Raw genomic sequence first — 23,454 nt, 5'->3', positions numbered from 1 at the left:
ATGCTGAAAACGTTCGATCTCGTGCTCATCGGCGTGATGACGGCAGCTGCCGCCGTCACCTACACGATCAAGCATCGCGCCGAATTGAAGCTCGAGGAGGTTCATCGCCTCGAAGCCGAGATCAAACTCGAGAAAGATACGATAGACCTTCTCAAGGCTGACTGGGCACTGCAATCGCAGCCGAACCGGCTGGAGCGGCTGGTCAATGCCTATAATGCGGAGTTGCAGTTGCAGCCGACGGATTCGACGGCCCTCGTGCACGCTAGGGAATTGCCGATGCTGAAATCCGAGGTTCCCGTCCCCGACGTGACAGAGGCCAAAGCCGGTGCGAAGGGCGCGACCGTCACGGCCAAAGCGCAGCCCGTGCCGACGCCCGCGCCACGCGGCTCAGGACAGCAGCGCGGCTTGGTGCAGGATGAAGCAGACGAGATCGAAACGGGGTCGGTGGAATAATGTCGTTTCTTTCCCGCATCATGGTCTTGAAGAGCCAGGCGCATTTCTCCGCCGGCGTCTATAATCGCTTCGGCGGTCCTTCCGCCGGCGTAGCCATCGAGGGGTCCCGCAAGAGGAAGTCGGGGCAGGCAAAAAGCCGGGTAGGGCTGCTGATCCTTGGCTTCATGGGTGTCTATGTCGTCATCGGCGGCCGTCTCGTCGAATATGCCATGAAGGATCAGGAGGTGGTCTCCAGCATCCTGCCCCCCGACCGCTTGATGGCCTCGCGTCCCGATATTCTCGATCGCAACGGCGAGGTGCTGGCAACCGACATCCGGACGGTCTCGCTGTTTGCCGAGCCGAACAAGATCGTGGACGTCGACGAGGCCGTGGAGAAGCTTGCAACTGTTCTGCCGGAGCTCGATGTCAGAGACACCTATAAGAAGCTCTCTGTCAAGACCTCGCATTTTGCCTGGCTGCGCCGGCAGCTGACGCCGAAGCAGCAAAGTCAGATCCTGGCGCTCGGCATTCCGGGCATCGGCTTTCGGCCGGAGAAGCGTCGCTTCTATCCGGGCGGGCCGACCGCCGCGCATATTCTCGGCTACGTCAACATCGACAACCGCGGTGTAGCCGGCATGGAGAAATTTATCGACGACCAGGGGCTTGCCGATCTCGCCTCGGTCGGCATGACAAGCGACCAGCCGCTGGAGCCGGTGCGTCTGTCGATCGATCTGCGTGTGCAGAACATCGTTCGCGATGCGGTCGTCAATGCCGTCAACAACTTCCAGTCCAAGGGCGCGGGCGCGGCTGTTATCGACGTGCACACCGGGGAGGTGCTCGGCATGGCATCGGCACCCGATTTCGATCCGAACAATCCACAGGAGGGCGCCAAGGAAGGCTGGCTCAACCGGATGACCAACGGTACCTTCGAAATGGGATCGACCTTCAAGACCTTCTCGCTGGCCATGGCGCTCGACAGCGGCAAGGTGAAGATGTCGGACACATTCGACGCCAGCAAGCCGATCTATATCGGCGGCTTCACCATCCACGACTTTCACGGGCAGCGCCGCTGGCTGACAGTTCCCGAAATCTTCCAGTATTCCTCGAACATCGGCACGGCGCGCGTCATCGATCTCGTCGGCATCGACTCGCAGAAGGACTATCTGACCAAGCTCGGCCTCTTGACGAAGATGCAGACCGAGTTGCCGGAAGTGAAGATGCCGAGCCAACCGCGCGTCTGGAAGAAAATCAATTCGATCACGATTTCCTTCGGCCACGGCGTTTCGACGACCGCGCTGCAGACCGGGATGGCGGCGGCTGCCCTCGTCAACGGCGGCAAGCTGATCGAACCGACATTCCTGCCGCGCACGCGCGAACAGGCCGACCAGATCGCCAAGCAGGTCCTCAAGAAGTCGACCAGCGACGAAGTCCGCTACCTCCTCGATTTCAACGGTTACAAGGGGTCCGGCCGCGTCGCCCGCGTGCCGGGCTTTGGCGTCGGCAGCAAGACCGGTACGGCGGACAAGGTGGTAAACGGGCGTTATTCCTCGACGCTGAACTTCAATTCCTTCATCGCCGCCTTCCCGATCGATAATCCCAGATATGCCGTTATCACCTTCTGCGACGAGCCGAAAACAGGCGAAAAGCAATATGGCGGAACACTCTCCGCCGGTACGGCCGGTCCGATTGCCCGTGATATCATCCGCCGCGCTGCCCCCATTCTCGGCATCGAGCCGAAATTTGGTGAGGGCGGATCGGCCTTGCTGGTGTCTTATTGAGCGTGAATGAATATCGGCGCCGATTCGCGAGGGGTGAACCGGCTTCAACAGAGAAAAGTGCGTTCGATGAAATTGCGAGACCTGGCCGGAGATCAGTTTCCGGAACTTGAAGCACAACTCGAAGGCCCGGCAGGCTTGCTTGATATCTCAGGCCTGTCTTCGGACAGCCGCAAGGTGGAATGGGGCAATGCCTTCGTGGCGGTCGCCGGCACCAAAGCGGACGGCGCCGGCTTCATCGCGGATGCCGTCGGCCGTGGGGCCGCCGTCGCGATCGCCTCCCAGGCTGTCGATGCTCCCATCCCGGTGCTTGCGGTCAAGGAGCCGCGGCGCTTCCTTTCCATCGCTGCCTCACGTTTTTACGGCAGGCAGCCCGAGACCATGGTCGCCGTCACCGGGACGGCCGGCAAGACTTCCGTCGCCTCTTTTACCCGCCAGATCTGGGCGCACGCCGGTCATGCGGCCGCGATGATCGGCACAACAGGTGTCGTTTCGCCGACGCGCAACGAATATGGCGCGCTGACGACGCCGGATCCGGTGTCGCTGCACAAACTGCTGGCGGAGCTTGCCGACGAGGGTGTTACGCATGCCTCGATGGAGGCTTCCAGCCACGGCCTGGACCAGTGCCGTCTCGACGGTGTCAGGCTCGCCGCCGCGGCCTTCACCAATCTCGGCCGCGACCACATGGATTACCATCCGACCGTCGAGGCCTATATGGCCGCAAAGATGCGGCTTTTCGATACGCTGCTGCCGAAGGGCTCACCGGCGGTCGTCTTCGCGGACGATCCGTGGTCGGCGCAGGCCATCAAGGCGGCGGCCGATGCCGGTCATGACGTCCGCACCGTTGGACGCAAGGGCCAGTACCTCTCGCTGAAACGCGTTGAGCATTTCCGCCACAAGCAGACAGCGGAGATCCATATCGGCGACGAGATCTTCGAGGTGGACATTCCGCTGGCCGGCGATTTTCAGGTTGCCAACGCGCTGGTGGCGGCAGGATTGGCCATGTCCACAGGAGTCGAGCCGAAGGCCGTGATGGCGGCGCTCGAGACACTGGTCGGCGCATCCGGCCGCCTCGAACTGGTCGGCCATACCAAAGACGGCGCACTCGCCTATGTCGATTATGCCCATAAGCCGGATGCGCTGGAAAATGTGCTGAATTCGGTGAGGCCCTTCACCACCGGCCGCGTCGTCGTCGTCTTCGGCTGCGGTGGCGACCGCGACCGCGGCAAGCGGCCGATCATGGGCGAAATCGCCTGCCGTCTTGCCGATGTCGTCATCGTCACCGACGACAATCCGCGTTCGGAGGAGCCGGCTGCAATCCGGGCGGAGATTATGGCAGCAGCAAGCTGCGCCTCCGAGATCGGCGATCGCGCCACGGCAATCCGCGACGCGGTCGGTATGCTGAAATCCGGCGACACGTTGATCGTTGCCGGCAAGGGGCACGAGGAGGGGCAGACGGTCGGTGCCGTCACGCTGCCGTTCTCCGATCACGCGGAGGTGCGCAAGGCCTTGGAGGAACTGAAATCTTGAGCTGGCTCTGGACGACCGAAGACATGATCGCAGCGATGGCGGGGCGCCCTTTCGGCACGCCGCCCGAAGGCATCACCGGCATTTCCATCGACAGCCGTTCGATCGGTGCCGGCGAGGCCTTTTTTGCAATCAAAGGCGACCGTGTCGACGGTCACGACTATGCGTCGATGGCGATGGCGAACGGCGCCTCTCTGCTCGTCGTCAGCGAAGCGAGGCTTCCCGCTCTCGGCCGCCTGACGGTACCGATGATCGTCGTCGAGGACGTGCTGGCGGCGCTCGGCCGTCTGGGGCAGGCTTCGCGTGAGCGCTCGCGGGCAAAAATCATTGCCGTCACCGGTTCTGTCGGCAAGACGACGACCAAGGAAATGCTGCGGCATGTGCTGTCGCCCTCCGGCAAGGTGCATGCCTCCGTCGCTTCCTTCAACAATCATTGGGGCGTTCCGCTGACGCTGGCGCGCATGCCTGATGATGCGGATTACGGCGTCTTCGAAGTTGGGATGAATCATCCCGGCGAGATCCGGCCGCTGGTGGCGATGATCCGTCCCCATGTCGCCGTCATTACGACGATTGCGCCGGCGCATCTCGGCAATTTTAAGAACATCAAGGAGATCGCTGCCGCCAAGGCGGAGATCTTCGAGGGGCTCGAGCCCGGCGGCCATGTCGTGCTCAACCGCGACAACGACCAGTTCAATTTCCTCGATCGAACTGCGCAGTCGCTCGGCATCGAACATATTCATTCCTTCGGCCAGCATGCCAAGGCGGAATTCCGGCTCGCGGAGTTCAACGGCGCGGACGAGAATTCGACACTGTGGCTGACGATTGGCGGCGAGACGCTGGAAGTCGCTATCGGTGCCCCGGGCCGCCATATCGCTGAAAACGCGCTCGCGGCCCTCGGTGTCGTCACGATCGTCGGCGCCGACCTCCAAAAGGCGATCGCGGCGCTTGCGACGCTGAAGCCTGAAAAGGGCAGGGGCAAACGCCACCGGCTCTCGATCGGCGGCGGTAACGGCAGCTTCACCCTGATCGACGAGAGCTACAATGCCAATCCCGCCTCGATGCGAGCGGCGATCGCACTGCTCGCGGCTGCTGAGCCGAGCGGCCGCGGACGCCGTATCGCTGTGCTCGGAGACATGCTCGAGATGGGCGAGTATGCTGAGAAGGTCCATGCCGATCTAGCCGGGCCGTTGCTTGCCGCAGGCATCGAACATGTGTGGCTCGCAGGCGCCGATATGGCCGCACTCAGGGAATCACTGCCGGAAAGCGTTCATGTCGAATACCGCGAGAAGACCGGCGAATTGACGGACTATGTATTGGACTCGGTCCTCCCGGGCGACGTGGTGATGGTGAAATCGTCTCTGGGCCTCGGTTTCGGCAAGATCGTCGCCGCGCTTCTTGACAAGTTCCCGGCATTTTCCGACACGCAACGCGAACTTTGACCGGGTAACAAGGGGCCCTGAATGCTGATCTGGCTTGTCGAACTGTCGGAATATTTCAAGTTTCTGAACCTGTTCAGATATATTACCTTCCGCACGGGCGCCGCTCTCTTCACCTCCGCATTGATCGTGTTCCTGTTCGGGCCGACGATCATCAATTCGCTGCGCATCCGCCAAGGCAAGGGCCAGCCGATCCGCGCCGACGGGCCGCAGACGCATTTCAAGAAGGCCGGTACGCCGACCATGGGCGGACTGATGATTCTTGCCGGCATCGTCGGCGCATCGCTGCTTTGGGCCGATCTTTCCAACGTTTATGTCGTCGCCACGCTGCTGGTGACGCTGGGCTTCGGCGCGATCGGCTTTTACGACGATTATCTCAAGGTGACCAAGCAGAGCCATAAGGGCTTTTCCGGCAAGGCTCGCCTCGGCATCGAGTTCATCATCGCCGGCATCGCCGTCTACTTCATGATGCGTACCGCCCTTGCCTCGGGGACTGCCGGCTCGACCTTCGGTTCCTCGATCGCCTTTCCCTTCTTCAAGGACTTCCTGATCAATCTCGGCATCATGTTCGTCGTCTTCGGCGGCTTCGTCATCGTCGGCGCCGGCAATGCCGTCAACCTCACAGACGGCCTCGACGGCCTCGCCATCGTGCCTGTCATGATCGCCGCCGCCTCCTTCGGCGTCATCGCCTATCTTGCCGGTAACGTAGTCTTTGCAAACTACCTGCAGATCAATTTCGTGCCCGGCACCGGTGAGCTTGCCGTCGTGCTCGGCGCCGTCATCGGCGCCGGCCTCGGCTTCCTCTGGTTCAATGCGCCGCCGGCCGCTATTTTCATGGGAGATACGGGCTCGCTTGCGCTTGGCGGTACCATCGGTACCGTCGCCGTCGCCACCAAGCACGAGATCGTCATGGCGATCATCGGCGGGCTCTTCGTCATGGAGACGCTTTCTGTCATTATCCAGGTCGGCTTCTTCAAGATGACCGGCCGGCGCGTCTTCCTGATGGCGCCGATCCATCATCACTTCGAGAAGAAGGGCTGGACCGAGAGCCAGGTGGTGATCCGTTTCTGGATTATCGCGGTGGGTCTTGCCCTGCTCGGCCTTTCGACGCTGAAGCTCAGGTGAGGCGGCGATGATCCCGGTCACGACGCTCAAGGATAAGAAGGTCGCGCTCTTCGGGCTCGGCGGCTCGGGTTTTGCCACAGCCCGCGCGCTGATATCAGGCGGCGCCGAGGTAACCGCCTGGGACGACAATCCCGACAGCGTCGCCAAGGCTTCGGCGGAAGGCATCAGGACTGAGGATCTGCACAGCATCGACTGGAGCCAGCAGGCGCTGTTCGTCCTGTCGCCGGGTGTGCCGCTCACCCATCCGAAGCCGCACTGGACGGTGGACCTGGCGCGCGCGGCCGGTGTCGATATTGTCGGCGACGTCGAGCTCTTCGTGCGCGAGCGCCGCGCCCATGCGCCGGATTGCCCGTTCATCGCCATAACGGGCACCAACGGCAAATCGACGACGACGGCGCTGATCGCCCACATCCTGAATTCGGCTGGCTACGACACGCAACTCGGCGGCAATATCGGCACTGCGGTGCTGACGCTCGATCCGCCGAAGGCGGGGCGTTATTTCGTAGTCGAATGCTCTTCCTATCAAATCGATCTGGCGCCGACGCTCAACCCGTCGGCCGGCATCATTCTCAACCTGACGCCCGATCATCTCGACCGTCACGGCACGATGCAGCATTATGCCGATGTCAAGGAAAGACTGGTTGCGGGCAGCGATGTCGCTGTCGTCGGCATCGATGACAGCCATTCGGCTCTGATTGCCGACCGCGTCGAGCGGGCCGGCGTCAAGGTGGTCCGCATCTCGCGTCGGAGTGTAGTGGCCGAGGGTATCTATGCCGAGGGCGCGAAGCTGATACAGGCCGCCGGCGGCGCCATGCTGCCCTTCGCGGATCTCGACGGCATTCAGACGCTGCGCGGCAGCCACAACGCTCAGAACGCCGCTGCAGCCGTTGCTGCCTGCCTTGCCGTCGGGGTCTCCGCTGACGACATCCGCGCCGGCCTGGCCTCGTTCCCCGGCCTGAAACACCGCATGCAACCTGTCGGCAAACGAGGTCGAGTCGTCTTCGTCAACGATTCCAAGGCGACGAATGCCGACGCGGCGGCACCGGCGCTTTCGAGCTACGATCGCATCTACTGGATTGCCGGCGGTCTGCCGAAATCCGGCGGCATCACGACGCTCGCTCCTTATTTTCCGCGCATCGCCAAGGCCTATCTGATCGGCGAGGCAGCCGCCGAGTTCGCAGCCACTCTCGGCGAAGCAGTGCCTTACGAGATTTCGGGGACGTTGGAGCGCGCGGTCGCGCATGCGGCGGCCGATGCGGAGCGCGACGAGAGCGGTTCCTCGGCCGTGATGTTATCCCCGGCTTGCGCAAGCTTCGACCAGTATAAGAACTTCGAAGTCAGGGGCGATGCCTTCGTCAGCCACGTGGCGGCACTTGATGGAATGACGATGCTGATCGGTCCTGCAACAGGAGAGAAATGACATGGTAAGCCGCGCGGAACGTGGGCCTTTGGCCGATTGGTTCTGGACCATCGACCGCTTCTTCCTGGCGATGTTCATCTTCCTGATGGGCATCGGCTTCATGCTGTCGTTTGCGGCATCTCCAGCTGTTGCCGAGCGCATCGGCCTCGAAACCTTCCACTTCGTCAAGCGCCATGCAGCCTTCATGATCCCCTCGATCGCCGTCATGCTCGGACTGTCCTTCCTGACGCCGCGCCAGGTGAGGCGGACCGCAATCCTGCTTTTGATCATCTCGCTCGCGATGATGGTGCTGGTGTTGTTCGTCGGACAGGAGGTCAAAGGCGGAAGACGCTGGATATGGATCGCCGGACTTTCCATTCAGCCTTCGGAATTCATGAAGCCCGCCTTCGTCGTCGTCTGCGCCTGGCTGTTTGCCGAACATGCGCGCCAGCCTGAGATCCCCGGCAATCTCTTCGCCATCATCCTGTTCGGCATTGTCGCCGCGCTTCTCGTCGCGCAGCCCGACCTCGGCCAGACCATCCTGACGACAGCCGTCTGGGGAGGCATGTTCTTCATGGCCGGCATGCCGTGGATATGGATCGTGCTGCTCGGTATTGGCGGTGCAGGCGGCCTGCTCAGCGCCTATTACGTCTTTCCACACGTTGCCGGCCGAATAGACAAGTTCATGACCGGTGAGGGCGACACTTTCCAGATCGACACGGCGCGCGAGGCGATCATCCGCGGCAGCTGGTTCGGTCAGGGACCGGGCGAAGGCATCGTCAAGCGCATCATCCCGGATGCGCATACCGACTTCATCTTTTCGGTCGCTGCCGAGGAGTTCGGCATCGTCTTCTGCATGGCGCTCGTCGCGCTGTTTTCCGCGTTGGTGCTGCGCGGTCTCTCGCATGCCTATCGCGAGCGCAATGATTTCAACCGTTTTGCCGTTGCGGGTCTTGTGCTGCAGATGGGCATCCAGTCGATCATCAATATAGGCGTCAATCTTGAGTTGCTGCCGGCAAAGGGGATGACGCTGCCGCTGATTTCCTACGGCGGTTCTTCCATGGTGGCGATCTGCGTTACCGCCGGCTTTATTCTGGCGCTGACGCGCCATCGCCCGGAAAAACGCGCGCAGGACCGGAGCCTCTTCCGCGTCCCGCACGGCATGCCCGCGGAGTAAGAGGTCATGAACAAAGGCATCGTGCTGCTTGCCGCCGGGGGACCGGAGGCCACGTGTTCCCGGCGGAGGCGCTTGCCTTCAAGCTGAAGGAGCGTGGCTACTCGGTGCATCTTGTCACTGACAGCCGGGCGGAGCGTTATGCCGGCAAGTTCCCGGCCGAGGAAATCCATGTCGTGCCGTCGGCGACGATCGGCTCGAAGAACCCGGTCGCAGTCGCCCGCTCGCTGTGGACGCTGTGGAGTGGCATGCGGGCGGCCAAGAGGCTGATCCAGCGGCTGAAACCGGTGATCGTCGTCGGCTTCGGCGGATATCCCACCGTGCCGCCGCTGCTGGCCGCCACCCGGCTCGGTGTCGCCTCGATGCTGCATGAGCAGAACGCCGTCATGGGGCGGGCCAATAAGGCCTTGGCTCCGCGCGTCAAGGCGATCGCCGGCGGCTTCCTGCCGGAAAGCGGCGATGCCTTTTCCGACAAGACGGTTGCAACCGGCAATCCGGTGCGTCCGGCGATCCTTGCCGCAGCCGAGCAGCCTTACGTTCCGTCGCATCCGGGCGAGCCATTCAATCTCGTCATCTTCGGCGGCAGCCAGGGAGCGCAGTATTTTTCCAAGGCTATGCCGACGGCGATCAGCCTGCTCGACGATGGCTTGCGTGCAAGGCTCAGGGTGACGCAGCAGGTGCGCCCTGAGGATATGGAGATGGTCAGCGGCTGCGTCGCCAAGCTGGAGATGGGAGCCGATATCGCACCATTTTTCAACGATATGGCGGAACGTCTTGCCCAGGCACATCTGGTGATCTGCCGCTCCGGCGCCTCCACGGTCTCGGAAATTTCCGTCATCGGACGTCCGGCCATTCTGGTGCCCTATCCGCATGCGCTCGACCATGATCAGGCGGCAAACGCCGCCGCACTGGCTGCGACAGGCGGAGCGAAGGTGATCCCTCAGTCCGAGCTTTCGCCTGAACGGATCGCCTCTATACTGAGCCATGTGATGAACGATCCGGACAAGCTTTCGCACATGGCGGCGGCGGCGAAGCTCGCCGGAAAACCGGATGCGGCGAACTTGCTTGCCGACATGGTTGAGGCTATTGCCGCCGGCAAGACAGTCTCAGAATTCAAGAGGACACGCGCATGAAACTGCCGAAGGCGATCGGTCTCGTCCATTTCATCGGCATTGGCGGCATCGGCATGAGCGGCATTGCCGAAGTGCTGCACAATCTCGGCCATAAGGTGCAGGGATCGGACCAGTCAGACAGCGCCAATGTGCAGCGCCTCCGCGACAAGGGCATCGAAGTCTATGTCGGCCACCGGGCTGAAAACCTGGGTGAGGCTGAGGTCGTCGTCGTTTCTACGGCAATCAAGAAGAGCAATCCGGAACTCATCGCAGCGCGCGAAAAGCTGCTGCCGGTGGTGCGCCGCGCCGAAATGCTCGCCGAGCTGATGCGCTTCCGCAATGCGATCGCCATCGGCGGGACGCATGGCAAGACGACGACCACATCGCTGGTCGCGACCCTGCTCGAAGCCGGCGGGCTCGATCCGACCGTGATCAATGGTGGCATCATCAACGCCTACGGCACCAACGCCCGCATGGGCGAGGGCGAGTGGATGGTGGTCGAGGCCGACGAATCCGACGGCACCTTCCTCAAGCTGCCGGCCGATGTTGCCGTCATCACCAATATCGACCCGGAGCATCTCGACCATTACGGCAGTTTCGACGCCGTTCGCGCCGCCTTCCGGCAATTCGTCGAGAACGTACCGTTCTACGGCTTCGGCGTCATGTGCCTCGACCATCCCGAGGTGCAGTCGCTGGTCGGCCGCATCGAGGACCGCAAGATCATCACCTACGGCGAGAACCCGCAGGCCGACGTGCGTTTCAAGAATGTCCGCATCGACGGCACGCGCTCGATCTTCGACGTCGAGATTCGCCGCCGCCGCACCGGCCAGAGGACCGAGCTTAAGGGGCTGGTCATGCCGATGCCCGGGCGTCACAATATATCAAACGCCACGGCGGCGATCGCGGTCGCCAACCGGCTTGGTATATCGAGCGAAGATATCGCCAAGGGGCTTTCCTCCTTCGGCGGCGTCAAGCGCCGCTTCACGCTGACGGGCGAATGGAACGGGGTGCAAATCTTCGACGATTATGGCCACCATCCCGTGGAGATCAAGGCGGTGCTGAAGGCGGCCCGTGAAGCCTGCAAGGGGCGCATCATCGCCGTCCATCAGCCGCACCGTTACACGCGTCTGGCAAGCCTGTTCGAGGAATTCGCGGCCTGCTTCAACGATGCCGACAGCATCCTCCTTGCGCCCGTTTATGCGGCAGGCGAGGATGCGATCGAAGGTATCGACTCCATATCGCTCGTCTCGCGCATCAAATCAGGCGGCCATCGCGATGCCCGCTTCCTCGCTTCGGCGGAGCTTCTGCCGCAAATGGTTGCGGAGGTTGCAAAGCCAGGGGATTTCGTGGTTCTGTTGGGGGCTGGGAGCATCACATCATGGGCAGCAGCACTGCCCAAGCAACTGGAAGGCCTATCGGGAAAGTCCGCATGAAACAGGTGAATGGGGAAAAGCTTCTCGCGTCTCTCGGAGACGGTGTAAAGGATATCCGCGGCCGTATCACGCCGGATGCCCCCATGGACCGTGTCACCTGGTTCAGGGCCGGCGGCCTGGCCGAACTGATGTTCCAGCCGCATGACGTCGATGATCTGATTGCCTTCCTGAAGATATTGCCGGAAGAGGTGCCGCTGACAGTGGTCGGCGTCGGTTCCAACATCCTGGTGCGCGACGGCGGTATTCCAGGCGTGGTGCTGCGTCTGTCGGCCAAGGGTTTCGGCTTCGTCGAGCTTGCCGGCGAAAACCGCATCCTCGCCGGCGCCATCTGCCCTGACAAACATGTCGCGGCGATGGCCATGGACAATGGCATCGGCGGCTTCCATTTCTTCTATGGCATCCCGGGCGGCATCGGCGGCGCGGCGCGAATGAATGCCGGCGCTAACGGCGTGGAGACGCGTGAGCGGCTGGTCGAGGTCAACGCCGTCGACCGCAAGGGCAACAAGCATGTGCTTTCCAATGCAGAAATGGGTTATTCCTACCGGCATTCAAAGGCACCCGCCGATCTGATCTTCACCGCGGTGCTGTTCGAGGGTTATCCGGAAGATCGCGCCCAGATCCGCGCCGAGATGGACGCTGTGCGCAATCACCGCGAGACGGTGCAGCCGGTTCGCGAAAAGACCGGCGGCTCGACCTTCAAGAACCCGCCGGGCCATTCGGCCTGGAAGCTGATTGACGAGGCAGGCTGCCGTGGCCTCGTCATCGGCGGAGCGCAGATGTCGTCGCTTCACTGCAATTTCATGATCAACATGGGGCAGGCGACCGGCTACGATCTCGAATATCTCGGCGAGCAGGTGCGCCGCGAGGTCTTCGAGAAAGAGGGCATCAAGCTCGAATGGGAAATCAAGCGCCTCGGCGTCTTCATGCCCGGTCGCGAAGTGCGCCCGTTCCAGGGCGTGACGAGCGAATAGCGGCTATTTCACTGCCAGTTTCAGCCCCTCGCGCGGGGCGACTACCGGTGACCAGCCGAGAATGTCGCGCGCCCGGGATGTGTCGACCTGCAGCGAACCGCAAAGGCGCTGATAGACGGCGTCCTTCCCGACCGCCTTCGCCGCCATGTGTAGCAGCGCAGGCGGGAAGGGGAGCAGTATCGGCTTGACGCCGAGGCCTGCGGCAATTCCCCTGATGAGCTCCGGCGTCGAGAGGTCTTCACCATCCCCGGCGAGGAAAGTCTCGCCCGCGGCGGCTGGATGAGTCGCGCAGGCGAGGATCAAATCCACGAGATTTTGCACTGCGACCAATGTGCGACGGTTCTTCAGCGAAGCGAAGGGAAGCGGCAGTTTCTTGCGGACAAGATTGACGAGCAGGGCGAAGTTGCCGCGCGCGCCGGGGCCATAGACCAGCGGCGGGCGGATGATGACAACTTCCATGCCGGTGCGCGCTGCGATTTCGCGCAGGCCAATTTCGCATTCCAGCTTCGAAATGCCGTAGGGATCGATCGGTTTCGGCGTGTCGTCGTGCCGGAATGGCCGATCGTTCTTTTCCCCGTTGACCTTGATGGTGCTAACGAAAACGAATCTCTTCACACCTGCGCGGGCGGCCTGTTCGGCGAGATTCAGCGTGGCGGCGGTGTTCGTTCGGCGGAATTCCGCAAGCGGATCGGCCGCGCGGTCGTTCATGATGTGAACGCGGGCGGCGAGATGGATGATGACATCGACGCCTTCAAGCGCTGCCACCCAGTCGGTGCCGTCGGTTATTTCAATCGGAAAATGCTCGACATCCGGCGGAAAGGCCGAGGTCTGGGATCTCGTGCTGGCCACAAGATCGCAATTTCTTTCTGCGTGCATCCGTTTGACGAGCGGTCTACCGACGAAGCCGGCAGCGCCGGTGACGAGGTATCGCATGATCTTCTCCCTGCTCAACCATAAGCCTTCGCTAACCGGAAGTGATATCGGCATCAATAAAAAAGCGGTAACGGCCGAGCGCCGCGGTTCTCTGCATTAATCAAGTCGAGGCGCGGGCCGCCGCCTCACTGTTGCCGGTATCTCACCGAGAGATGCCGTGCGACTCCCTCGTTTGATTCAATCGCGAATGAGCTCGATTCCATATGTCATTGAGCGCATTGGCTTTTTCGATTCCGCCCAGGGTCATTCACGGGCGGGAAGGGCACAATGGGCAAAAGGTAAAAGTTCGCGAAGCTCGCGGCTAAGAATTAACGAAAGTAAACACTTCATTAACCATAATGATGCTCTAATGCATGTGAGGCCTGACAAAGGCGCGAAACGGCGCAGACAGCTTCGCACAAGCGTCGATTTCAAAAGTGGAAGTTATTTTTGGGGGTGTTGATGAGTCGCAAGCATGTCGCGGTCCTGATGGGCGGGTTTTCCTCGGAAAGGCCTGTCAGCCTTTCCTCGGGAAAGGCTTGCGCAGAGGCCCTCGAAGCTGAAGGCTTCAGGGTGACGTGCATCGACGTCGCCCGCGACGTTTCAGAAAGGCTTGCCGAGCTGAAGCCCGACGTTGTCTTCAATGCGCTTCACGGACCGTTCGGCGAAGATGGCACCATCCAGGGCATTCTCGAATATCTCGAGATCCCCTATACGCATTCGGGGGTGCTTGCGTCGGCGCTGGCAATGGACAAGGCCAAGGCGAAGCGCGTTGCCGCCGCCGCCGGCATTCCCGTTGCCGAATCACAGGTGATCAACCGCTTCGCCTTTCCCTCGGCGCATCCGATGAAGCCTCCCTATGTAGTGAAGCCTGTCCGCGAGGGGTCCAGCTTCGGCGTCGTCATCGTCACTGAAGATCAGGCGCATCCGCCGCAGGTCGTCAGCTCGCCCGAGTGGCGCTATGGCGAGGAGGTGCTCGTGGAGCGCTATGTCTACGGTCGTGAGCTCACTTGCGGCGTCATGGGTGAGACTGCGCTCGGCGTCACTGAGGTGGTGCCGCAGGGACACAATTTTTATGATTACGATTCCAAGTATGCGGCGGGCGGTTCAAAACACGTCATCCCTGCGAAAATTTCACCGAATATTTACCAAAAAATACAAACACTGGCACTAAGGGCGCATCAGGCAATCGGTTGCCGCGGCGTCAGTCGGTCCGACTTTCGTTACGACGATCGTTTCTCCGAAGACGGCGAAATCATCTGGCTGGAGGTCAATACCCAGCCCGGCATGACTCCAACCTCGCTCGTGCCCGAAATGGCCGGTCATGCCGGCTATTCCTTTGGTCAGTTTCTCCGGTGGATGGTGGAGGACGCGTCTTGTTTGCGTTGAGGGTCAAGAGAATTGGGCGCCCCAGCCATCACGCCGTGCTTCCGGTCTTGGAAGCCGAAGAGCGATTCGTGCTGCCGCGTCCGCTGCGCCGCGTCACGCGTTTCCTGATCAGTCTCGGCAGTGGCCGCATCTATATCCCTGCTCATACGGGCACGGTGTCGGCGCTTGCCTTCCTGGCTGCGACCGGCCTCTACGGGATGTCGCTCGGCGGTCACACTGAAGCCGTCGCGCAGGCGACGACGACGGCCGCGGGCTTTGCGATCGAGGACGTAAAGGTTTCCGGCAATTCGGAAACATCGGAAATCGAAATCCTGCAACTGATCGGTCTCGACGGCACGACCTCGCTGGTCGCGCTCGACGTCGATGCGGCCCGCCGGAAGATTGCGCATCTTCCCTGGGTCGAGAATGTCGAGGTCCGCAAGATTTATCCGAAGACGATCGAGGTGAAGCTCAAGGAGCGCCAGGCCTATGCGATCTGGCAACACGGGCAGGAGCTTTCCCTGATCGAGAAGAACGGCAGCGTCATTGCGCCGCTGCGCGACAACAAGTTTTCGGCGCTGCCGCTCGTCGTCGGCCGCGACGCCGAGACCGCGGCGGCTTCGCTCGATGACGCCTTCTCGAAGTGGCCCGACGTGAAGGCCCGCGTCAAGGCTTATGTCTGGATATCGGGCCGTCGTTGGGATCTGCACATGGATAACGGCGTCATCGTCAAGCTGCCGGAAGACGGCATCGACCAGGCGCTGGCGACGCTTTCGAAGTTCGACAAGGAGCACCAGCTCCTGGAGCGGGATATCGCCGCGGTCGATCTGAGATTGCCGGACCGAACCGCAATCCAGCTGACGCCGGAAGCGGCGGTCCGCCGGCAGGCGGCGGTCACGGAGCGTACGAAGGAATTGAAGAAGTCGGGGCAGAATATATGAGCTTGTTTGGTTCATCCCATTTCGGACTGCCGCGCCTGAAACCGCTCTCGTCGAAGCGGTCGCATATCGTTTCGGTGCTCGATATCGGCTCGACCAAGGTCGTCTGCATGATCGGCCGGCTGACGCCGCGCGAGGAAAGCCAGATCCTGCCGGGCCGCACGCACAATATCGAGATCATCGGTATCGGCCATCAGCGCTCCCGCGGTATCAAGACCGGCGTCATAGCCGATCTCGACGCGCTGGAAGGCGTCATCCGCCTTGCCGTCGACGCGGCGGAACGCATGGCCGGGCTGACGGTCGAGAGCCTGATCGTCAATCTCACGGCTGGCCGCCTCGGCAGCGACATCTATACCGCGACGATCGATCTCGGCGGTCAGGAAGTCGAGCTCAACGATCTGAAGAAAGTGCTGTCGGCTGCCTGCCAGCAGTCGCTGCGACAGGACCGCTCGGTGCTGCATTCGCTGGCGACCGGCTTCTCGCTCGATGGCGAGCGCGGTATCCGCGATCCGCTCGCGATGTATGGCGACGCGCTCGGCGTCGACATGCACGTCGTGACGGCAGAGCGCTCGGCGCTCAAGAACCTCGAGCTCAGCGTCAATCGAGCACATCTGTCGGTCGAAGGCATTGTCGCGACGCCCTACGCATCGGGTCTTGCTGCTCTCGTCGACGACGAGGTCGAACTCGGTTGCGCGGCGATAGACATGGGCGGCGGCACGACGACGATCTCAGTGTTTGCCGAGGGCAAGCTCGTTCATACCGATGCCGTCGGTCTCGGCGGTCATCATGTCACCACCGACCTCGCGCGCGGCCTTTCGACCCGTATCGAAGATGCGGAGCGGCTGAAGGTCGTGCATGCCTCCGCGCTTTCGAATTCCTCCGATGAGCGCGAGCTGATTTCGATCCCGCCGATCGGTGAGGATGATCGCGATCAGCCGTCGCAGGTGCCGCGGGCGCTGGTTTCACGTATCGTCTCGGCGCGGATCGAGGAGACGATGGAGCTCATTCGCGACCGTATCCAGCGCTCCGGCTTCAGCCCGATCGTCGGAAAACGCGTCGTGCTGACCGGCGGAGCGAGCCAGCTGACCGGGCTTGCCGAGGTAGCGCGGCGCATTCTTGCCCGCAACGTCCGCATCGGCCGGCCGATGGGCGTTTCGGGGCTGCCGACGGCGGCCAAGGGCCCGGCTTTTTCGACGGCCGTCGGCCTGATGATCTATCCGCAGGTCGCGGACATGGAGACACATGCGTCACAGAGCGGTCTGCTCATGTCGCTTGGGGGAAATAACAGTCGCATAGCCCGGATGGGCCAGTGGCTGAAGGAAAGCTTCTGAAATTGAGTAATTGGCCGGCGTGGCGATGCGGCCAGAGAGAGAAGGAACAGGTACCATGACCATCAAGCTGCAAAAGCCTGACATCACAGAGCTGAAGCCGCGCATCACCGTGTTTGGCGTCGGTGGCGGTGGCGGCAACGCCGTCAACAACATGATCACCGCCGGCCTCCAGGGCGTCGACTTCGTCGTTGCCAACACGGATGCCCAGGCGCTGACGATGACGAAGGCCGAACGCATCATCCAGCTCGGCGTCAATGTCACCGAAGGCCTCGGCGCCGGTTCGCAGCCGGAAGTCGGCCGCGCCGCCGCTGAAGAATGCATCGACGAGATCGTCGATCATCTGAACGGCACGCATATGTGCTTCGTCACCGCCGGCATGGGCGGCGGCACCGGCACGGGCGCTGCTCCGGTCGTCGCGCAGGCGGCCCGCAACAAGGGCATCCTGACGGTCGGCGTCGTCACCAAGCCGTTCCATTTCGAAGGCGGCCGCCGCATGCGCCTGGCCGAGATGGGCATCCAGGAACTGCAGAAGTCGGTCGACACGCTGATCGTCATTCCGAATCAGAATCTCTTCCGCATTGCCAACGACAAGACGACCTTCGCCGACGCTTTCGCAATGGCCGACCAGGTTCTCTATTCGGGCGTCGCCTGCATCACCGATCTGATGGTGAAGGAAGGCCTCATCAATCTCGACTTCGCCGACGTCCGCTCGGTGATGCGTGAGATGGGCCGCGCGATGATGGGCACCGGCGAAGCCTCCGGCTCCGGCCGCGCGCTGCAGGCTGCCGAGGCTGCCATCGCCAACCCGCTGCTCGACGAAACCTCGATGAAGGGTGCCCAGGGCCTGCTGATCTCCATCACCGGCGGTCGCGACCTTACGCTCTTCGAAGTCGACGAGGCTGCGACCCGTATCCGCGAGGAGGTCGATCCCGACGCCAACATCATCCTCGGCGCCACCTTCGACGAATCGCTTGAAGGCATCATCCGCGTTTCGGTCGTCGCGACAGGCATTGACCGGGCGATCAGCGAAGCCGCAGAACGCAACTTCCAGCCTGCCGCCAAACCCGCTATCCGTCCCTCCGCGGCTGCTGCTCCGGCAGCGGCCGCAGTTCAGCCTGCCCCGGTGATGCAGGCGCCGAAGGCCCTCGATCCGATCGCGCAGACCATTCGCGAAGCCGAGATGGAACGTGAGCTCGAAATTCCGACCCCGCGTGCCGCCGCACCGCTCCAGCAGCCTGCTGCGCAGCAGGAAGTATTCCGTCCGCAGAGCAAGATCTTCGCGGCTGCACCGGAAGCTCCGGCCATGCGTCCTCAGGTGCAGCAGCAGGCTCCGGCGCCGGTGATGAGCCAGCCCGCGCTGAGCCAGCCCGTCCAGCCGCAGCCCATTCAGCAGCCGGTCCGGCAGGAGCCGATCATCCGTCAGGCGGCTGAGCCGGTGCGCATGCCGAAAGTCGAGGATTTCCCGCCTGTCGTCCAGGCGGAACTCGACCATCGCGCCCAGCCGGCCTCCGCGCATGGCCAGGAAGAGCGCGGCCCGATGGGCCTGCTCAAGCGAATCACCAATTCGCTCGGCCGCCGTGACGACGACGCCGTTGCCGCCGACATGACCGCCGCACCGCCAGCCGCGTCGCAGCAGCGCCGTCCGCTGTCGCCGGAGGCAAGCCTCTATGCGCCGCGCCGCGGCAACCTCGACGACCAGGGCCGTGCGGTTCCGCAGGCTCGCATGATGCAAGAAGACGATCAGCTGGAAATTCCGGCATTCCTGCGTCGCCAGTCGAACTGAAATCGGGGCTTTTGGCACCGTTCATGCCCGGGATCCAGGTCCCGGGCATTGCTGTTTTTCGGCCGGGAATTCTTGAGCGATATCAATCGTGTGACTTCGTAACAAAACGAAAGAAACAGTGATTTGGATTGGAGCGCCGGCGCACGTAAGTATGATGCAAGAAAACTGCGTTAGGAGTCGTCTGGACGAGGTTCCTTCTGCAGAAAGAATGACAACCGCGCCGTGGGACAAACCGCTGGAGCGGAAAAATAAAGGCAGATTTTATGGCAATTGGCTTGCTGGGTTTTCAAACGACGGTTTCGCGTCCCGCTACGCTCTCGGGCATCGGCGTTCATTCGGGCGCGAATGTTTCGATCACGCTGAACCCGGCCGAAGCGGACACCGGCGTCGTTTTCCAGCGCCTGCATGATAATGGTGACATCACCGAACTGAAGGCCGTCTCCTCGCAGGTCGGCAATACAGACCTCTGCACCGTACTCGGCTTCTCTCCCACACATTCGGTTGCGACGATCGAACATGTCATGGCCGCCGTCTATGCACTCGGCCTCGACAATGTCGTGATCGAGGTGCAGGGCGCCGAAATGCCGATCATGGACGGCAGCTCGTTGCCTTTCGTCGAAGCGATCGAGCAGGCCGGCCTCGTCTCACTCGGCGTCAAGCGCCGCTATATTCGCATCACCAAGCCGGTGCGAATCGAGCATGGCGGCTCCTGGAGCGAATTCCGTCCCTATGACGGCATGCGATTCGAAGTCGAGATCGATTTCGACTGCCCGCTGATCGGCCGGCAGAAGTGGGCCGGCGACATGAACGCCGCCGTCTTCAAGTCCGAGCTCTCCCGCGCCCGCACCTTCGGCTTCATGCGCGATGTCGAGCGTCTCTGGGCATCGGGCCATGCGCTCGGTTCGTCGCTCGAAAATTCCGTCGTCATCTCGGACGACAATACCGTCATTAATGTCGAAGGCCTGCGTTACGCCAAGGACGAGTTCGTCCGCCACAAGACGCTTGATGCCGTCGGTGATCTGTCGCTCGCCGGCGTCCAGTTCATCGGCTGCTACCGGTCCTATCGTGGCGGCCACAAGATGAACGCCAATGCTTTGAAGGCGCTGCTCGCCGATCCCTCTGCCTATGAGGTGGTGGAGACATCGACGCCGCGTCAGCGCGTCGCCGCTCGTGAACTGATCGCCGTCAGCGCTTCGGAATTCACTCCCTGGTCGGCATGACCTCCAGCATATTCTCAAGACCAGGCCGCCTCTTTCCCGGAGGCGGTTTTTTTTATGGCCGCTCGCATCGGCGCGACATGATTTCTCGCAGATGCGCTGCTGCAACAGGTCGGCAAGAAGATGAAAAGCCGGCCAATCCGGCGGCGGCTGCCACAAAAATGCGTTAATGCCTTATCATTGCGTTGCTCTTGATGCACATTTGTGGCTAGAAACGCCAGCGAGGCGTGGCTGCCGTGGAGCGAGCGGCGGCAGTGGGGTTCTTTCGAATGGGTTATGCAGGATCTGAAGGTATGATGAAGACAGCGCGCGCTTTGTTCGCATCGCTTCTGGTGCTTAGCGCAGGCGCCTCGATCTCCGGCTGCCAGTCGGATCCCGATATCGATATCACAAAGCTCGGCCTCGAAACCGATCCGCCCGACGTGCTCTACACCCAGGGCCTCGCCAATATGAAGGCCGGCAACATGGCGGAAGCGGCGCGCAAGTTCGACGCAATCGATCGGGAGAACCCGTTCTCCGAATGGGCGCGCAAGGCGCTTGTGATGAGCACCTTTGTCAAATACCGCCAGGGCAAGCTCGATGATGCGCTTGCCTCGGGCAACCGTTACATGTCGCAATATCCGAAGTCCCAGGATGCCGCTTATGTGCAGTATCTCATCGGTCTCACCTATTCCAAACAGATCGTCGACGTGACCCAGGACCAGCGCGCCTCCGCCAAGACTATCGAGGCGATGCAGGCGGTGATCGACAACTATCCGAACTCCGAATATGTCGACGACGCGCAGGCGAAAATCCGCTACGCACGTGACCAGCTCGCCGGCAAAGAAATGCAGATCGGCCGCTACTATATGGAGCGGAAGGAATATCTGGCCGCAATCTCGCGCTTCCGCATCGTCGTCGAGAAATATCCGAACACGAACCAGATCGAAGAGGCGCTGGCCCGTCTCGTCGAAGCCTATTATGCCATGGGTATCGTCGACGAGGCTCAGACCGCGGCAGCCGTTCTTGGTCACAACTATCCGGACAGCCAGTGGTACGCCGATTCCTACAAGCTGCTGCAGACGGGTGGCGCCGAGCCGCGTGAAAACAAGGGCTCGTGGATCGCTGCGGCAGGCAAGAAACTTCTGCTCGGTTCCTAAGCCCAATGCTGATCCAGCTTTCGATCCGCGATATCGTCCTGATCGAGCGGCTGGATCTTGCCTTCGAGACCGGTCTTTCCGTGCTGACGGGCGAGACCGGAGCGGGCAAATCCATCCTGCTCGACAGTCTGTCGTTGGCGCTCGGCGGGCGAGGCGACGGCGGTCTGGTGCGCCATGGTGAAGACAGGGGCCAGGTGACGGCGGTGTTCGACGTCGGCATGGACCACGGGGCCCGTTTGCTCCTGCGTGAAAACGGCATCGACGACGAGGGCGACCTGATCTTCCGCCGTCAGCAATCAGCTGACGGGCGTACCAAGGCCTATGTCAACGACCAGCCGGTCAGCGTGCAGCTGATGCGCCAGGCGGGTCAGATGCTGGTCGAGATTCACGGCCAGCACGATGATCGCGCTCTTGTCGACACCAATGCTCACCGCACCCTGCTCGATGCCTTCGCCGGCCTTGCCGATGAAGTTGCGGAGGTTTCCCGCCTGTATCGAATCTGGCGCGACAGCGAACGGACGCTGAAAAAGCACCGCGAGAAGGTGGAAAGTGCGGCGCGCGAGGCCGACTATCTGCGTTCCTCCGTGGAAGAGCTCGAGAAACTCTCACCACAGGACGGCGAGGAGGTCGAACTCGCCGAAAGCAGGCAGAGGATGATGAAGGCGGAGCGGATCGCCGGCGATATTGCCGAAGCCTCCGAATTCCTGAACGGCAATGCCTCGCCGGTGCCGCATATCGCCTCGCTGGTGCGCCGACTGGAGCGCAAGAGCCATGAAGCGCCCGGGCTGCTCGAAGAGACGGTGACGCTGCTCGACGCCGCACTCGACCAGCTTTCCAATGCGCAAATGGAAGTCGAAGCGGCGCTGCGCAAGACCGAATACGATCCTCGGGAGCTGGAGCGGGTAGAGGAGCGGCTTTTCGCGCTCAGAGCCGCGTCGCGCAAATATTCAGTGCCCGTCACCGAGCTGCCGGCGCTCGCGGTGCGCATGATCGCCGACCTTGCCGACCTCGATGAGGGCGAGGAGCGGCTTGCGCGGCTCGAAGCGGAGGTCGGTCTGGCGCGGGAGAATTACGATCGGGCGGCGCGATCGCTTTCCGACAAGCGCCGTCAAGCCGGCACCGCGCTGGCTGCCGCCGTGATGGCCGAGCTGCCGGCGCTGAAGCTCGAACGCGCTCGCTTCATGGTCGAGATCACCACGGATGCGCATGAGGCGCTTCCCGAAGGCATCGACGTCGTCGAGTTCCATGTCCAGACCAATCCCGGTACACGCCCCGGCTCGATTATGAAGGTCGCCTCAGGCGGAGAACTGTCGCGTTTCCTGCTGGCGCTCAAGGTGGCGCTCGCCGATCGCGGGTCGGCCCCGACGCTCGTCTTCGACGAAATCGATACCGGGGTCGGCGGCGCGGTGGCCGATGCGATCGGCCAGCGGCTGAAGCGGCTGTCCGAGCGGGTCCAGGTGCTGTCGGTTACTCATGCGCCACAGGTCGCCGCACGGGCGGCAACTCATCTTCTGATCTCCAAAGGGCCGGCGGCCGAGGGTTCTGAAAAGATCGCCACCCGCGTGGCGACGATGGCGCAGAAGGATCGCACCGAAGAGATCGCTCGCATGCTGGCCGGCGCTTCGGTGACAGAAGAGGCGAGGGCGGCTGCCAAGCGGCTGCTGGCCGGTAACGGCTGATTGCCGCGGCCGAAGGAGATGGCGGCTGCTCGCCCAGACCGTCTGCAACACTGGCAACGGTGACAAACATTGCGCTTCGCGTTATGCGCATCATTCCGATCAGCGGCGATCCGTTCCCATGCGCCTTTTCCATTTCAGCGATGATCCCGTCATTGCGGCGTTCGAGCCGCGTCCGGTTCGCATTCCCTCGATCCGACCGGCGGGCTGCGAATGGCTGAACGGTCCGCTCGTCTGGGCGATCGATGACGATCATGACTTCATGTATCTCTTTCCGCGGGATTGCCCGCGGATCCTGATCTGGGCCACATCCGAGACGCCGGAAGCCGAGAGGCGGCATTGGCTTGCAGGTTGCCGGGCAGCAGCCTATGTCGAGCGTCATTGGCTGGAACGGCTCTCGACGGTGACGATTTATCGCTACGCGCTGCCGGCCGAAGGTTTCGAGGACCTCGGCGATGCGGGCATGTGGGTGGCTCGCCGGCGTATTGTTCCGATCGAATGCACCGCCATTTCGCGGCTCGACCGGGAATTCATGCCGCGCGGAGTGGAATTGCGGGTGGTCGACAGTTTACGGCCGCTGAAAGGCCTCAGGGACAGCGGGCTGCACGTCAGCGGCCTCCGGCTGCGCAATGCCTTGGATTGGGAGTAGGCTGATAGGCAGTCCTCACCGGACAGGGTAAGCAACTGCTCTTTTCATCCGGCATTT

The 23,454-nt window shown here is 62.1% G+C and carries 18 protein-coding genes and 1 pseudogene; 18 read left to right on the top strand and 1 reads right to left on the bottom strand.

Annotated elements, in window-relative coordinates:
• The 10 genes and pseudogenes from ftsL (at nt 1) to murB (ending at nt 12,384) form a co-directional block, all read left to right on the top strand.
• Nucleotides 1–453, top strand: coding sequence for a cell division protein FtsL (gene ftsL / locus J2J98_RS14390; protein ID WP_064705597.1), 453 nt, complete (start codon nt 1–3; stop codon nt 451–453).
• Entirely contained in the window at nt 453–2,210 is a 1,758-nt protein-coding gene (locus J2J98_RS14385) for a peptidoglycan D,D-transpeptidase FtsI family protein (protein WP_138393157.1), read from the top strand. The genes ftsL and J2J98_RS14385 overlap by 1 nt, the downstream gene beginning before the upstream one ends.
• Nucleotides 2,211–2,216: 6 nt before the next feature.
• Entirely contained in the window at nt 2,217–3,737 is a 1,521-nt protein-coding gene (locus J2J98_RS14380; protein WP_207601410.1) for a UDP-N-acetylmuramoyl-L-alanyl-D-glutamate--2,6-diaminopimelate ligase, read from the top strand.
• Nucleotides 3,734–5,173: a UDP-N-acetylmuramoylalanyl-D-glutamyl-2,6-diaminopimelate--D-alanyl-D-alanine ligase gene (locus tag J2J98_RS14375; RefSeq protein WP_207601409.1), complete on the top strand. Its 1,440-nt coding sequence runs from the start codon at nt 3,734–3,736 to the stop codon at nt 5,171–5,173. Before J2J98_RS14380 ends, J2J98_RS14375 begins: the two co-directional genes overlap by 4 nt.
• 21 nt (nt 5,174–5,194) lie before the next feature.
• On the top strand, nt 5,195–6,295 hold the full coding sequence (mraY, locus tag J2J98_RS14370; protein ID WP_004668823.1) for a phospho-N-acetylmuramoyl-pentapeptide-transferase: 1,101 nt from the start codon (nt 5,195–5,197) through the stop codon (nt 6,293–6,295).
• Between the two features lie 7 nt (nt 6,296–6,302).
• Nucleotides 6,303–7,715 carry a UDP-N-acetylmuramoyl-L-alanine--D-glutamate ligase gene (gene murD / locus J2J98_RS14365; RefSeq protein ID WP_207601408.1) on the top strand — a complete coding sequence of 471 codons (1,413 nt, stop codon included), beginning with the start codon at nt 6,303–6,305 and terminating at the stop codon, nt 7,713–7,715.
• Nucleotide 7,716: 1 nt separating this feature from the next.
• Nucleotides 7,717–8,871 (top strand): putative lipid II flippase FtsW, encoded by a 1,155-nt coding sequence (gene ftsW / locus J2J98_RS14360; RefSeq protein WP_207601407.1) that lies wholly within the window; start codon nt 7,717–7,719, stop codon nt 8,869–8,871.
• Between the two features lie 6 nt (nt 8,872–8,877).
• A pseudogene (gene murG, locus J2J98_RS14355) lies at nt 8,878–10,001 on the top strand (undecaprenyldiphospho-muramoylpentapeptide beta-N-acetylglucosaminyltransferase).
• Nucleotides 9,998–11,413, top strand: a complete 1,416-nt coding sequence (murC, locus tag J2J98_RS14350; RefSeq protein ID WP_138393160.1) for a UDP-N-acetylmuramate--L-alanine ligase — start codon at nt 9,998–10,000, stop codon at nt 11,411–11,413. The pseudogene murG and the gene murC overlap by 4 nt, the downstream one beginning before the upstream one ends.
• The gene (gene murB, locus J2J98_RS14345) at nt 11,410–12,384 is read left to right on the top strand and encodes a UDP-N-acetylmuramate dehydrogenase (protein ID WP_207601406.1); all 975 of its coding nucleotides are present in this window, start codon (nt 11,410–11,412) and stop codon (nt 12,382–12,384) included. The genes murC and murB overlap by 4 nt, the downstream gene beginning before the upstream one ends.
• Nucleotides 12,385–12,387: 3 nt before the next feature.
• Here the strand turns inward: murB and J2J98_RS14340 are convergent, their stop codons facing one another.
• Nucleotides 12,388–13,317 carry a UDP-glucose 4-epimerase family protein gene (locus J2J98_RS14340; protein WP_207601405.1) on the bottom strand — a complete coding sequence of 310 codons (930 nt, stop codon included), beginning with the start codon at nt 13,315–13,317 and terminating at the stop codon, nt 12,388–12,390.
• Between the two features lie 441 nt (nt 13,318–13,758).
• On the opposite strand from J2J98_RS14340, the gene J2J98_RS14335 reads away from it, so the two are divergent.
• The 8 genes from J2J98_RS14335 (at nt 13,759) to J2J98_RS14300 (ending at nt 23,397) form a co-directional block, all read left to right on the top strand.
• On the top strand, nt 13,759–14,685 hold the full coding sequence (locus J2J98_RS14335) for a D-alanine--D-alanine ligase (protein WP_064711548.1): 927 nt from the start codon (nt 13,759–13,761) through the stop codon (nt 14,683–14,685).
• A complete protein-coding gene (locus J2J98_RS14330) occupies nt 14,673–15,605 on the top strand; it encodes a cell division protein FtsQ/DivIB (protein WP_064705586.1) in 933 nt (310 codons plus the stop codon). Before J2J98_RS14335 ends, J2J98_RS14330 begins: the two co-directional genes overlap by 13 nt.
• Nucleotides 15,602–16,933 (top strand): cell division protein FtsA, encoded by a 1,332-nt coding sequence (gene ftsA, locus J2J98_RS14325; RefSeq protein ID WP_004668807.1) that lies wholly within the window; start codon nt 15,602–15,604, stop codon nt 16,931–16,933. Before J2J98_RS14330 ends, ftsA begins: the two co-directional genes overlap by 4 nt.
• A gap of 55 nt (nt 16,934–16,988) precedes the next feature.
• Nucleotides 16,989–18,716 (top strand): cell division protein FtsZ, encoded by a 1,728-nt coding sequence (gene ftsZ, locus J2J98_RS14320; RefSeq protein ID WP_138393162.1) that lies wholly within the window; start codon nt 16,989–16,991, stop codon nt 18,714–18,716.
• Nucleotides 18,717–18,979: 263 nt separating this feature from the next.
• Nucleotides 18,980–19,936, top strand: coding sequence for a UDP-3-O-acyl-N-acetylglucosamine deacetylase (gene lpxC, locus J2J98_RS14315; protein WP_064705584.1), 957 nt, complete (start codon nt 18,980–18,982; stop codon nt 19,934–19,936).
• Nucleotides 19,937–20,202: 266 nt separating this feature from the next.
• Nucleotides 20,203–21,072 carry an outer membrane protein assembly factor BamD gene (locus J2J98_RS14310; RefSeq protein ID WP_171049151.1) on the top strand — a complete coding sequence of 290 codons (870 nt, stop codon included), beginning with the start codon at nt 20,203–20,205 and terminating at the stop codon, nt 21,070–21,072.
• A 5-nt stretch (nt 21,073–21,077) separates the two neighbouring features.
• Entirely contained in the window at nt 21,078–22,751 is a 1,674-nt protein-coding gene (recN, locus tag J2J98_RS14305) for a DNA repair protein RecN (protein WP_207601404.1), read from the top strand.
• 118 nt (nt 22,752–22,869) lie between these two features.
• Entirely contained in the window at nt 22,870–23,397 is a 528-nt protein-coding gene (locus J2J98_RS14300; protein ID WP_207601403.1) for a DUF6886 family protein, read from the top strand.
• The last annotated feature ends 57 nt before the right edge of the window (nt 23,398–23,454 follow it).

This window comes from Rhizobium bangladeshense (assembly GCF_017357245.1).
GTDB lineage: Bacteria > Pseudomonadota > Alphaproteobacteria > Rhizobiales > Rhizobiaceae > Rhizobium > Rhizobium bangladeshense.
Note: the sequence above shows the minus strand (reverse complement) of the source record. Positions and strands in the feature narration are given on the sequence as shown.